The 13,991-nt window shown below is 35.0% G+C and carries 12 protein-coding genes; all 12 read left to right on the forward strand.

Annotation, left to right across the window (positions count from 1 at the left end):
• Positions 1 to 120: 120 nt before the first annotated feature.
• The 12 genes from D1606_RS02555 to D1606_RS02610 all read left to right on the forward strand — a co-directional run bounded on the left by D1606_RS02555 (position 121) and on the right by D1606_RS02610 (position 13,884).
• Entirely contained in the window at positions 121 to 1,020 is a 900-nt protein-coding gene (locus D1606_RS02555; RefSeq protein ID WP_119414457.1) for a phage major capsid protein, read from the forward strand.
• Between the two features lie 75 nt (positions 1,021 to 1,095).
• A complete protein-coding gene (locus D1606_RS02560; protein ID WP_071441617.1) occupies positions 1,096 to 1,299 on the forward strand; it encodes a transposon-encoded TnpW family protein in 204 nt (67 codons plus the stop codon).
• Positions 1,300 to 1,356: 57 nt separating this feature from the next.
• Positions 1,357 to 3,009 (forward strand): recombinase family protein, encoded by a 1,653-nt coding sequence (locus D1606_RS02565; protein ID WP_119414458.1) that lies wholly within the window; start codon positions 1,357 to 1,359, stop codon positions 3,007 to 3,009.
• A gap of 312 nt (positions 3,010 to 3,321) precedes the next feature.
• Positions 3,322 to 5,067 carry a methyl-accepting chemotaxis protein gene (locus tag D1606_RS02570; RefSeq protein WP_119414459.1) on the forward strand — a complete coding sequence of 582 codons (1,746 nt, stop codon included), beginning with the start codon at positions 3,322 to 3,324 and terminating at the stop codon, positions 5,065 to 5,067.
• Positions 5,068 to 5,405: 338 nt separating this feature from the next.
• Positions 5,406 to 6,011, forward strand: coding sequence for a VanZ family protein (locus D1606_RS02575; protein WP_233548004.1), 606 nt, complete (start codon positions 5,406 to 5,408; stop codon positions 6,009 to 6,011).
• A 48-nt stretch (positions 6,012 to 6,059) separates the two neighbouring features.
• Positions 6,060 to 6,212, forward strand: a complete 153-nt coding sequence (locus D1606_RS02580; protein ID WP_119414460.1) for a Fur-regulated basic protein FbpA — start codon at positions 6,060 to 6,062, stop codon at positions 6,210 to 6,212.
• A 147-nt stretch (positions 6,213 to 6,359) separates the two neighbouring features.
• Complete coding sequence (gene asnB, locus D1606_RS02585; RefSeq protein ID WP_119414461.1) at positions 6,360 to 8,186, forward strand: asparagine synthase (glutamine-hydrolyzing); 1,827 nt, start codon at positions 6,360 to 6,362, stop codon at positions 8,184 to 8,186.
• Between the two features lie 33 nt (positions 8,187 to 8,219).
• Positions 8,220 to 9,224 (forward strand): C39 family peptidase, encoded by a 1,005-nt coding sequence (locus tag D1606_RS02590; RefSeq protein ID WP_119414462.1) that lies wholly within the window; start codon positions 8,220 to 8,222, stop codon positions 9,222 to 9,224.
• Positions 9,225 to 9,317: 93 nt separating this feature from the next.
• Positions 9,318 to 10,532 (forward strand): carboxylate--amine ligase, encoded by a 1,215-nt coding sequence (locus D1606_RS02595; protein ID WP_119414463.1) that lies wholly within the window; start codon positions 9,318 to 9,320, stop codon positions 10,530 to 10,532.
• A 3-nt stretch (positions 10,533 to 10,535) separates the two neighbouring features.
• Positions 10,536 to 11,240 carry a cysteate racemase gene (gene cuyB / locus D1606_RS02600; protein ID WP_119414464.1) on the forward strand — a complete coding sequence of 235 codons (705 nt, stop codon included), beginning with the start codon at positions 10,536 to 10,538 and terminating at the stop codon, positions 11,238 to 11,240.
• 121 nt (positions 11,241 to 11,361) lie between these two features.
• Positions 11,362 to 12,642, forward strand: coding sequence for a DEAD/DEAH box helicase (locus D1606_RS02605; protein WP_119414465.1), 1,281 nt, complete (start codon positions 11,362 to 11,364; stop codon positions 12,640 to 12,642).
• Between the two features lie 12 nt (positions 12,643 to 12,654).
• Positions 12,655 to 13,884: an aminopeptidase gene (locus D1606_RS02610; RefSeq protein WP_119414466.1), complete on the forward strand. Its 1,230-nt coding sequence runs from the start codon at positions 12,655 to 12,657 to the stop codon at positions 13,882 to 13,884.
• Positions 13,885 to 13,991: the final 107 nt, after the last annotated feature.

Here is a 13,991-nt window from a genome sequence, read left to right on the forward strand (position 1 = left end):
GGAGGTCAAATCTCCACACCTTTTCATTTGGACAACGGGCGTGGGGCAACGCGTAAAAAAACGCGGTTTCAAACGGGATATATACCCCACAATCAATTTTAATTTAGGAGGTAAAGGCTTATGGCAACATCAACAACTTATAATAGAGCGTTTTGGAATGTTATGAAAGGAAAAGAAGAAAATAATCAAAATCTAAGCGAGGGCTTTGATAATGCAGGAGCCTATGTCGTACCAGACGAGTTCCGAGAAGGCTTTAACACTGCTTTGGCAAAGGAGAATATATTCCGCAGATTTGCTACTGTTATCAATCTATCTTCTGCAGAAGGTAAAATTCAAGCGGTATCCTCAACGGGGACAGCAGATTGGGTTGAAGACGGAGATCCAATCCCCGAAAGTGCCGATACATTTACACAGTTTCTGGTGAAATCATACAAGCTGGCATCTCTTGTCAAGCTAAACCGCTCATTCGTCACCGATATGAACTTTAATCTTGAAAAATATCTGATGGGTGATTTTGCGAAGCGTTTTGGCAAGGCTGAGGAAAATGCATTACTTAATGGAAATGGCACAACACAGCCAACAGGTATCCTTACAGCAGATGGAGATGTAACTACAGCAGATAGTGCTACCATCTCTTTTGATGAGATTATCTCTCTGTATTTTTCATTAAAAGCTGAATACCGAAATAACGCTGTGTTTATCATGCACGATAATACAGCTATGCTTCTTAGAACCCTTAAGGATACAAGCGGCAGTTATCTGTGGAATCCTTCAGATAACACCATCTTCGGAAAGCCTGTAGTTACCTCTCCATATATGCCTACAGTATCAGCAGGAGCAAAAAGCATTGTAATTGGAGATTTATCTTATTACTGGCTGATTGAGCGTCAGCCAATAACAATAAAAAAATTAAATGAGTTATATGCATTGCAGGGGCAAATTGGATTTTCTGCTTACGAGAGATTGGATGGCAAGCTAATTCAACCGGATGCTCTGAAAATATTACAAATAAAAGCTTAAATGATGGATTAGGCACTGAGTCATCAATTCAGCTCAGTGCCATTCCTTCAAAACTTTCGGACAGGAGGTCACGATATGGAAAACCAAAGTAACAGCCGCACAACCAAATCCGATATCGGAGGTACGGTCTATGTGGTGGAATCACGAGTAAGTGATTCAGCAAAGGAAAGTGCATATTCCAAGTTGAAACGGCTGATTACGGTCAACGCAAAAAACCTTTCAAAGTTATCAGATAGTTCATATAAACCCACGGAAATCAACTCGACCTCTTCAAGGTAGTACGGTAATATACATAGTGCTAAACCGCTTGAAGACTGTCGGAAATGGAGGATAAAAATGAATAGACAGTCAACATTTAGCACTATACGTAAATCAACATTAGCATTTGAAGAAGCGAAAATTACTGCTCTTTACTGCAGGCTTTCCCGTGATGATGAGCTTGCAGGAGACAGTAATAGTATAGTAAACCAGAAGGCAATTCTAAAAAAGTATGCTGAGGACAACGGTTTTCGCAACATCGAATTTTATGTGGATGATGGGGTCAGCGGTACAACTTTTGATAGACCAGACTTTAACCGCATGATTGCAGATGTAGAGTCCGGTAGAATCGGAACGATTATTATCAAGGATATGTCCCGCTTCGGCAGGGATTACCTCAAAGTAGGCTATTACACAGAGATTATGTTTCCTGAAGCAGATGTACGATTCATTGCTATTAACAACGGTATTGATAGTGCAAACCAAGCAGACAGTGACTTTACACCGTTTCTTAACATTATTAATGAATGGTATGCTAAGGATACTAGCAAGAAAATCCGTGCTGTGTTCAAATCCAAGGGACAGTCCGGTAAGCCGCTCTGCACCAATCCGCCTTACGGTTATATTAAAGACCCTGAGGATAAGTTGCACTGGATTATAGATGAGAAAGCCGCCGAGGTGGTCAGAGATATTTTCCGACTGTGCATGGCTGGCTTTGGACCTACGCAGATAGCAAAGCAACTTGAAAAGCGATGCATTGATACACCTACGGTTCATCTTCGCAAAATGGGTATTAACACTCCAGCAAGACCGCCTGAAAACCCATATGCTTGGTCGGCTCGTACCGTAGCAGATATTCTGGCTAAAATGGAATATCTAGGTCACACAGTGAATTTCAAGACTTCTAAAAAGTCCTACAAGAGCAAAGTCAAGATAATGAACAATCCAGAAGAATGGCTGGTTTTCAAAAATACCCATGAAGCAATTATCGATGAGGGCACTTGGGAAACAGTGCAGAAAATCAGAGATGGCAAGCGAAGACCATCACGATTAGGTGAAATGGGAATGCTTTCTGGCATGATGTTTTGTGCCGACTGTGGGGCAAAGCTGTATCAGGTTAGAGGCAAGGGATGGACACACGATAAGGAATATTTCGTTTGTGCTACTTACCGCAAGAAAAAGGGTATGTGCAGTTCACATCAGATACGTAATGTTGTAGTGGAACAGCTTTTGCTAGAAGACTTAAGACGTGTAACCTCCTTTGCCAAAGACCATGAACAGGAATTCATCCGTATAGTTATGAATAATTCAGAAAAGGAACTTGCCAAAGAACTCCGCCAAAGTCAAAAGGAGTATGAACAAGCACAGACTCGCATTGCTGACATAGACAAAATCATTCGAAAGCTATATGAGGATAATGTGATGGGCAAAATTCCCGAAGAGCGTTTTTACAAGATGTCAGCTGAATATGAAGCCGAGCAGAAGGCCCTGGAAGAAAAGATAACTGAATTAAAACATACCATTGATACAGCAAATGAACAGTCCATCAATACCGACCGCTTTTTGGCACTAGTTAAAAAGTACACAGAAATTACAGAATTGGATGCAGAGATTATACGAGAGTTCATTGACAAAATTATAGTATTCAAGGCTGAAAAGGTAGATGGCCGCAGAACCCAGCGGATTCAAATTTTCTATAACTGCATTGGCGCTATCGACTTACCAAAATAAACGAAAAACGGCATAGCCGAATTTCAACGACTATGCCAAATTTTTCAGGAATTATAAATCCCTATCTGACCGCTCCTAATGAAGCTCTTTTTTATTTTTAAGTCAAAAACATTTATTATTTAAATGATTTTTTTTGGTAATAATATGAATAAAGTACTATATACATAGTTAAAATGAATTAAATTAAAAGGTGCATAAAAGTGTTTTTGTGTGTATTATAATAAATAAATCGTATTGAATTTTACAATTGTTGGATAATATATATAGTCGGATATGTGTGAACTATAGAGAAGGTTATAGGAGGAAGTAGAGATGTTTACAAAGGCAAAAAAACACTATCAATATTATTCAGAGAAGTTAGAATCGGATATTGACGCAAATGAACGTTTTCAACTGAAATTAGACTTTCTTGGGTTATCTTCTATTAGAAGAGCAGCTGTGCAGAATTTAAAAAAATTATATGAAACACACAATAAAGAAATATTAGATACCTTCTACAATCGTTTGATGGCATTTACTAAATTTAGTAGCGTGATCAATCAATATTCTAATGTAGACCGATTGAAGATAACCTTTGATCAACATTTAAAGAGCTTATTTGATAGTAAATTAGATTTACAGTATATATTTGATCGGCGGAAAATTGCTTATACACATGCAAAGATCGGAGTATTGCCAGACTGGATGATTTCAGCCTATACAATTATAAATCAGGTGTTTATACCGTTAATCGCAGAAAAGTATAAACATGATCGTTCGAAAATGTTGGATGTCCTTCTCGCTTATGAAACTCTTGTAAGTATCGATCAACAAATTATTGTAGAAACGTATATTGAAATCCAAGCAGGTTCAATTATAAACGGACTGGGAGAAATTATTGCCTATAACACACAACTAGATCAGATAAAAAATTTAATACAGTTTGAAGAGCAGCAAAAGCTTGATGTTATATCGGCTGGTGTTTCAATGGAACAGCTTGAAACAAGTATTGAAGAGGTTTCAGCTTCAATAATAGATTTATCAAAGAATACTCAAAATTCATTGGAGGAATTAAGCGATGGAACATTATCCCTTCAAGCGATCAATGATATCTTAAAAGAAACAAATCAAGGCCACGAAAATGTAAAGTTAAATGTTAATGAATTAGTAAATAGAGTAAACAACGTTGAACAATTAGTCGAATTTATCAAAGAAATAGCAGAACAAACCAACTTATTAGCATTAAATGCTTCAATTGAAGCTGCTCGTGCTGGAGAAGCAGGAAAAGGTTTTGCTGTTGTAGCAGAGGAAGTAAGAAAATTAGCTGATAATGCAAAATCATCTGCACAATCCATTCACGAAGATATTCAACGTCTTCTGGTCATTACAAAAAATATTAGTTCGCTTACAAATGAAACTTCAGAAGACTTACATAAAAGTGTTAAGAAAACAGCGGAAGTAACGACTACCTTATCGTTAGTAAATGAGACTTTACAGCATCAAGGAGAAAGTATTGAACAAATTGCAGCCGCATCACAGCAACAGGCTGCTGCTGCAAATGATATCACGACAAGGAACCAAAATATTGCCGAAAATGCAAAAAGAAGTAGAAAAATTTCAAATGATACAGGTGAAGCAATATACACTCTAAGTAAAATGATTAATAATTACCGTATTAACACTATTTCAAAGAACTTTATTATAAGTCAGGAAGATATCGTATCTTTGACTATTACAGATCATCTTTTATGGAGATGGCGTATTTATAATCTTTTACTAGGTTTTGAAAAGATGACAGTCGCTGATATTACATCCTATAGAGATTCTCATCTTGGAAAATGGTATTATACCCAAGGAAAAAAGTTATATGGTGATGAACCTGTTTTTAAAGAAATCGAGGAACCCCATCAACTTGTTCATGAAGTAGCAAGACAAGCGGTACAAGCATATAACGACGGAAATATAGAATTAGCTGAAAAGTATTTAGTTGAAGTAGAAATGTATTCTAAAATTGTCATTGAAAAGTTAACAAGATTAAAAGAAATCATTATTTCGTCTAAAGAGCCTTATCTACAGTAGAACTTTAAAGTGAATTTATAAGACCCTTACATGTGAGTATTCGCTAACGTGTAATGGTTCTTTTTATATAGAAGATATTCAACATGATTCTGACCTATTTGAATACTGTGTAGGTATCCCGATAAAAATTATAGGAAAAGGGAAAATAGTCTTTGTACGAAGCTACAAATAATGTGGTATCGTAGAAAATAAATAGGACAGTATATTAAGTTAAACTTTACTTAATAGAAGCTTTTATATGTTTATAGAGGATAAAATGAAGTTGTAAAAGAAATTTAATGTTTTTTTGCAACTTATTGTTATATAATTTGTCCTGTTATTATAGAAAGAAGAAATGAGTGACGAAGTTGTCTTATATACTTCAATATACACTTGATATGATGATTGTCATGATTATTGCAATTCCATTTGTTGTGTATATACGCTTTAAATCAAGAGAAAAAAAGAGCAAAGTCCTAATCAATCGATGGCATGAATTTGGAATAATGACTTTATGGGTGTACTTAATCGGTTTATTTTATGAAACGATTGTTCCGAAAAATGGCGTTAGTTTTCAATATGCAGAAATGAGACTTCAAAATCTAGATTCACTAGGAATAAACTTTCATTTGTTTCGTGTTTTTACGGATGTGTACAATGCCATTCATTATTTAGACTTATGGCAACCGTTTTTCATTAACTTTCTTGGTAACATAGCAATTTTTATGCCAATTGGTTTTTTACTTCCTTTACTTTGGCGTAAAATGGAGAGATTCTTCATTGTATTAGTTACTGGACTAGGATTGTCATTGTTTATAGAAATAATGCAACTACCTCAGTATAGAAGTACAGACGTGGATGATTTATGGTTGAACACATTAGGCGCCATAATCGGTTTTGCCATCTATAAGTACTTAGTAAAACAAATACCTAATTTAAGAAATAGATTTAAAGTATTTGTTTAGAGGAGTATCAGAAAATAGTCACTAACGGTAAGGCAAGAAGGGGATTTTTTGAACAACAAGAAAATAACAGCTGAAGAGCGAAAAAAAAATCATATCATCGATCATCTAATGAATCTTGGTGTATTTAAAGTAAATGATAAGCAATTATATCAAGTATCTTTGGAAGAATTGATGAAAGAATACAAAAAGCATATAAATTAACAGATTGCTACATTGTGGCAATCTTTTTCGGTATATGTCAAGTGAAAAAAAGAGTATAATGAAATGATGTCGAATCAAGGAAAAATACAGTAAAATGTATATTATGTATCAATTAAATAGATGAAAATAAGATAGGAGATAAAAAATATGTGTGGATTTACAGGATTTGTTGGTGAGGTTTCAAACTCTGACGTAGTGTTAGAGAATATGATGAACCAAATCATTCACCGTGGACCAGACTCAGCAGGGAAATTTACAGATGGTCAAGCAGCACTTGGTTTCCGTCGTTTAAGTATTATTGACTTAGCAAATGGGAGTCAACCACTCTATAACGAAGATCAATCATTAGTATTAATCTTCAACGGTGAAATTTATAATTTCAAGGAAATTAGAAAAGATCTACTTGCAGCAGGTCATATTTTTAAAACAGATACAGACAGTGAAGTTTTACTTCATGGATATGAAGAATATGGCACTAAATTAGTACAAAAATTGCGTGGTATGTTCGCATTCGTTATTTGGGATCGTAATAAAAAACGTTTATTTGCAGCTCGTGATATGTTCGGTATTAAACCATTCTATTATGCTAAAATGAACGGAACATTACTATTTGGTTCAGAAATTAAAAGTTTCTTACCACACCCACATTTTGAAAAAGTTTTAAATGAAAAAGCATTAAAACCTTATTTAACATTCCAATTCCCAGTTTTAAAAGAAACATTCTTTAAAGGTGTATTTAAATTACCAGCAGCTCATTACTTAACATATGAAGATGGTAAATTGGAAATCACTCGATATTGGGAACCTAAATTCAACCCAGAAGAACGTCCTCTTGATGAAATCGTAGAAGAAATTGACTCAACAGTTCGTGAATCTATTAAAGCTCATGAGTTCTCAGATCCTGACGTTCTTGTAGGTTCATTCTTATCATCTGGTGTTGACTCAAGTTATGTAGCTTCAGTATTAAAACCAGACAAAACATTCTCTGTTGGTTTCGCAGCAGAAAAATTCTCAGAAATTGATAATGCAAAAGAATTATCAAAAGAATTAGGTATTGAAAATGTAAATGAAGTACTAGACCCAGAGGTATGCTTCAACAAATTAGATGAGATTCAATATATGATGGATGAACCACACTCAAATCCATCTATTGTTCCTTTATATTTCTTAGCAGAACTTGCTCGCAAACATGTTAAAGTTGTACTTTCAGGTGAAGGTGCAGATGAATTATTTGGAGGTTACGCAGAATACGATGAACTTCCTACAATGCGTAAATACAAAAAAATCCCACAATTTATCCGTCGTCCAATCGCAGAAGTAGCTAAAGCTCTTCCAGAAATGCGCGGAAAACACTTCCTAATGCGCGGTGGTCTTCCTGTAGAACAAACATTTATTGGACAAGCTCATATTTTCGAAGAACATGAAGCGACTGACATTTTAACAGATAAGTACAATCATGCGCCATCTGTTGCAGATATTGTAATGCCAATTTACAAAAAGGCAGCTGGTGAAGATGACTTAACTAAAAAACAAATTCTAGATTTAAATCTTTGGTTAGTAGATGACATTCTATTAAAAGCAGATAAAATGAGTATGGCTCATTCAATTGAGTTACGTGTTCCATTCCTTGACCGCGAAATTATGAAAGTAGCTTCTAAAGTTCCATCACATTATCGAGTGAACGAAAAAGATACAAAATATGCATTCCGTCAAGCGTCACAAAGAGCGCTACCAGATGAATGGGCACATCGTAAAAAAATTGGTTTCCCTGTACCTATCAGACTTTGGTTAAAAGAAGATAAATACTTTAACCAAATTAAAGCTACATTTGAATCACCTGAAGCTGCTCAATTCTTCGATCAACGAGCAATTGTTAAATTATTAACAGATCACTACGAAGGTAAAGCGAAAAACCAACGTAAAGTGTGGACAATTTACATGTTCTTAGTATGGTATAAAAAATACTTCGGCTAATAATTCCTTTAGCTTAAAAGGAGATTGTCGACCATGGTGAAGAGAAGTATAATGCCTCGGCATTTGCTCCTCTTTTGCTTTATAATGCTTTTTGCAATTATGACAAGTGGATGTTCAAGTATTTTACCAGCAAAAGAAGAGAAAATAGATGAAGGCATTAAAGTACTAATTGTCGCATTTGGAAGCAGAGAACCTATTCCTAATATGAAAGTTAGCGTAAGAGATATAGAGACAGATGAATTAGTTACTACTGCTACTAGTGATTCTGAGGGGCAAGTGAAACTCCCTCATTTAAAAGCCGGTAGACGTTATTTATTTGTACCATCTTCTAATGATGACTTAGGGCTTGTAAAAAAAACTAATAGTGTAGCAAAGATAGTAAAAGTAAAAAAAGATACTTCCTATGTCGTTCTTGAAACCTACTATCAAAAGGAAAATCAGCGTATTGAAGTTCCTGTTGTACTGCAAAATCCCCAACTTCCACACGGTTGTGAAATAACAGCAATGACAGCTGCATTTAACTATTACGGTTTAAATCTTTCTAAGATGAAGATGGCTAAGAAATATTTGCCGACAGAAGAGATTGTTGATAAAAATGGAAAACGAATAGGTCCAGATCCAAACAAAGCATACGCAGGAAATCCTGCAGACAAGTTAACAGGTACATATATTTTTGCTCCAGCGATCACAAAAACTGCAAAAAAAGTAGCAAGAGATTATAAATCAAATCTTCAAGTGACGAATCTTACTGGTGCTAGCAAAAAGAAAATAATAGAAACTGTTCAACAAGGTATACCGGTGATGATGTGGGTAACATTGGATTTATCAAAGCCAAAGAAAAAAGAAGGCTGGTATATTAAAGGGACCGACCGTAAACCTAAAATGTATAGAAATTTACATGTAGTAGTGCTAACTGGGTATGAGGATGATAAAGTTATCGTTATGGATCCACTTCATGGCTACGTTTCTCATGATACGACAAAATTTTTCAAAAGCTACAAAGAAATGGGTTCACAAGCAATTTCGATAGAAAAATAAACTATAACAATTTAAGACATTGTTCGTTTATAAACGCAAAATATGATAAACTAATGGCATTAAAATAAGTACAAATAAGTGAGATGATCAGAAATGGCAGAACAACCATTTTTACCAATATTAATCGGATCAGATATGAATGCATATGGTATGGCACGAGCTTTTTATGAAGCTTATGGCATTAAAGCAATCGTAGTTGGACGAGCACATTTAACAGCAACACAAAATAGTCGTATTCTACACTTCAAACAAGTTCCAAACTTAAAAGAAAACTTTGTAGAAGAAATGAAAAAATTAGCAAAAGAATACGAAAATAAAGATTTACTATTAATGGGTTGTGGCGATGATTATGTCAAACTCATTATTAAGAACAAACCAGCCCTAGAACAATATTTCACAGTTCCATACATTGATGAATCTTTGATGGATCGCATTTTACTAAAAGAAAATTTCTATAAAATGTGCGAAAAATATAACTTCAGTTATCCTAAAACAGACACTTGTACGTTTGAGACATATGAAAACTTCCAAGTGAAATTTGACTACCCAATCATTATTAAGGCATCTAACTCCGTTGCTTATTGGGCATGTAAATTCCCTGGTAAGAAGAAAGTATTCGTTGCTCATGATGAAGCTGAAAAAGATGCTATATTAAAAGCAATCTATAGTTCTTCTTATAAAGATCACTTAATCATTCAAGAGTTTATCCCTGGAGATGACTCATATATGCGTGTATTGAATGCATATGTTGCAACAGATGGTAAAGTGAAGCTAATGTGCCTAGGTAACCCAATTCTTGAAGAACACTCTCCAGAAGGTATAGGTAGTTATGCTGCAATCATTACTACTTATGATAAAGACTTGATGGACCAAGTTCGTTTCTTCCTAGAAGACATAGGTTTTACAGGTATTGCAAACTTCGATATGAAATATGACTACCGTGACGGTAAGTATAAATTATTCGAGATTAATCTACGTAATGGACGTAGTAGCTATTATGTAACGGCTGCAGGCTATAACTTAATGCAATATGTTGCTGATGACCGTATGTTGCACATTCAACAAGAATGTACCTATGCGAATAACGAACATTTGTGGAGTATCATTCCAAATGGCGTATTATTTAAATATGCACAAAATAAAGAGTTAAAAGCAAAAGCACGTAAGCTTATTAAAGAAGGAAAAGCAACAAACTCATTATTCTATAAAGAAGATATGAATTTCAAACGTTGGTACAAGCTAACATTAAATAGCTTAAATTATTACCGTAAATACAAAAAATATTTTAACAATAAAGGTCTGTCTTAAGTTATGAAAAAGAAAGTACTTGGCATTATTGGCGGAGTTGGACCTTTAGCAACAATGCTCCTAGGCGAAACAATTGTCCGAAGAACTTTTGCGTTTAGAGATCAAGAACATATGCACTTTATCATTGATAATGATACACGTATTCCTGATAGAACAGATTACATCTTAGATCACTCTAAACCAAATCCACTACCAGTGATGGTAGAAGATGCTCATAAGCTTGCAAACGCAGGAGCAGATATGATATGTATTCCTTGTAATACAGCGCATAGATTTTATGAAGGTTTACAAGAAGGTTCACCTGTTCCCGTTCTGCATATGATTCGAGAAACTGCAAAGAAAGCACACCTATTGAATGCAAAACGTGTGGGGATTCTTGCAACAATCGGTACTTTGACTTCTAACTTATATCAAGAGGCTTTACTCGATGAAGGAATAGAACCAATTGTACCAGACAAAGAAATGCAAAAAGACCTTATGTCAGTGATCTATGACTATGTAAAAGCAGGAAAGAAAATCTCAAAAGAACAATGGCAACCCATTGAGACGGCTATGATAAAAGCAGGTTGTGACTATATTATATTAGGATGCACAGAACTATCTGTTGTGAATCGTGATTTATCTCTAGATAGTAATTTATATATCGATGCACTAATTGTATTAGCAGACACTGCAATTACTAGTTGTGGATATGAACTATTAGACTAAATTGAAACACCTGTCCTTTTCGGAGGGCAGGTTTTTACTTAAATACTTTTTAAATAAATCAATTTCATTATATATGAAACAAATCATCATAAAATTACACTGAGAGAAGGTGTGGGAAACAATGACATTCCTAAATTTATTAAATGAAGACTTACAAAAAAAGTGGAGCTTCCCATCCACTATGCCAATACAAGATCAAATGATTCCAGCACTTATAGAAGGTAAGGATGTTGTAGCTGAATCTCCAACAGGTACAGGTAAAACATTAGCTTACTTATTACCGTTACTTCAAAAAGTAGATGGAACAAAAAAAGCAACTCAAGCTTTAATCATAGCGCCATCTCAAGAATTATGTATGCAAATTGTAGAGGTTATTCGTGAATGGATTGCTGGCACACCTATTACTGTTGTCCCTTTAATTGGTGGAGCAAATCCACAAAGACAAATTGAAAAGTTAAAAAAGAAACCAACAATTGCAGTTGGTACACCAGGAAGATTAAATGAGCTTGTTAATGAAAGAAAGTTGAAACTGCATGAACTGACTACAATCATTTTAGATGAAGGTGATCAGTTACTAAGTAGGGACTATCGAGTAATTGTAAAATCTTTTATCGATGGTGCTGATCATAATCGCCAAGTAGCGGTTGTATCAGCTACAATAACAGATGAAATTGAGTTAGTTGCAAAACGTATGCTTCATGATCCAATCAGACTTCAAGTAGAGGTTGAAAAAGACTTACTAGGTGATAGCAAGGTAGTACATTCTTTTGTAAAGCTTGAACAACGAGATAAAACAGAGTTTCTTCGTAAAATTTCACATATATCAGGCGTGAGAGCCCTTGCTTTTATAAATAATTTAGATCAACTACTAATGAAAAAATCTAAACTGGATTTCCGTAATGCACCAATCGTTGCACTACATTCTGAGATGAAGAAGGAAGAAAGAAAAACCTCATTAGATAGTTTCCGTAAAGGAGAAGCACGAGTCCTAATTGCAACAGATATTGCGGCACGTGGTTTAGATATTAAAGGGTTAACACATGTTATCCATGTGGATGTTCCATATACAAAAGAACAATATGTGCATCGTTCAGGACGTACTGGTCGTGCTGGAGCTGACGGTGAGGTTATTACATTATTAGCTTATCATGAAGAACAAGCCTATCATAAACGTATGCGAGAATTATCTATTAAACCAGTTGAAAAAATTTGGTCTAATGGTCAATTAATCGAAGGACATGCGGAAGTAAAACCTCCTAAACAAAAGAGAGGGAATAATAAATCTTCAGGCTCATATTCTAAAAAGAAAAGTGAAAGTAGCTCATTTGGAAATTCTTTTAAAAAACAGGAAAACAAAAAGTTTTTTAGCAAAAAGAACCGTCTAAACAATAAAAAAAAGTGAGGTAACTGATTAATGACATTTGAAGAGAAGTTAGAGCAATTTGCTGAGTTAACTGTTAAAGTGGGTGCCAATGTTCAAAAAGGTCAAACACTCCTTATTAATACAACTACAGATACTGTCGAATTTACAAGGTTAGTTGTTAAAAAAGCTTACGAAGTAGGAGCAGCTCGTGTAACAGTTAATTTTTCGGATGATGTGATAAACCGTCAGTTTTTTGATAATGCACCAGATGCTGAGTTCGCAAAATTTCCTCGTTGGATTAGTGAACAACGAGATGAACTAATTGAGCGAAAAGGGGCATTACTTTGGATTGACGCAGCAGATCCAGATAATTTAACAGGTGTTCCAGTTGAAAAATTATCTGCTCATCAAAAAGCATCTGGCAAAGCTTTAGAAAACTATCGTGATGCTGTTATGAATGATAAAATAGCTTGGTCAATTATTGCTGTACCTTCTAAAAAATGGGCTGCAAAGGTATTTCCAAATCTAAAAGAAGAAGAACAAGTACCAGCTTTATGGGAAGCTATTTTTAAAACAGTACATATCGGTGAAGGAAATGTAATCGATAATTGGGAACAACATTTAAAAAATTTAGATGAACGCGCAGCTATATTAAATAAAAAACGATATGCAAAATTACATTACACAGCACCAGGAACAGATTTAACAGTCGAATTACCTGATAAGCATATTTGGTGCACAGGGGCAAGCTACACACCAGAAGGTACATCGTTTGTCGCTAATATGCCAACTGAAGAAGTATATACAATGCCATCAAAATATGGTGTTAATGGCTATGTGTCAAATACCAAACCACTTGCTTTCCAAGGTAATATTATCGATCATTTTAAAATTACTTTTGAAAACGGTAAGATTGTAAAAACAGAAGCTAGAGTAGGTGCAGAACTTCTTCAAGAACTAACAAAAGCAGATGAAGGATCACGATATCTCGGTGAGGTAGCACTTGTACCACATGAATCACCAATTTCAGCATCGAACATCCTATATTACAATACATTATTTGACGAAAATGCATCCAACCACTTAGCAATCGGTGAAGCTTATCCAACATGCTATGAAGGTGGGAGCGCGCTTTCAAAAGAGCAACTTGAAGAAAAAGGCATCAATACTTCCATTACGCATGAGGACTTCATGGTAGGTAGTGGAGAGATGGATATTGATGGTGTTCTACCTGATGGAACTGTAGAGCCTATCTTTAGAAAAGGAAGTTGGGCATTCTAAACTGCATTGCTGAACAAGATAAAAACCCTTCAACGAAAGCCTATAAGTACGTATGGCTTATTTATTGAAGGGTTTTTTATCTCTAGTAATACATTGTGGAATGATCA

The organism is Rummeliibacillus sp. POC4, assembly GCF_003576525.1.
GTDB lineage: Bacteria > Bacillota > Bacilli > Bacillales_A > Planococcaceae > Rummeliibacillus.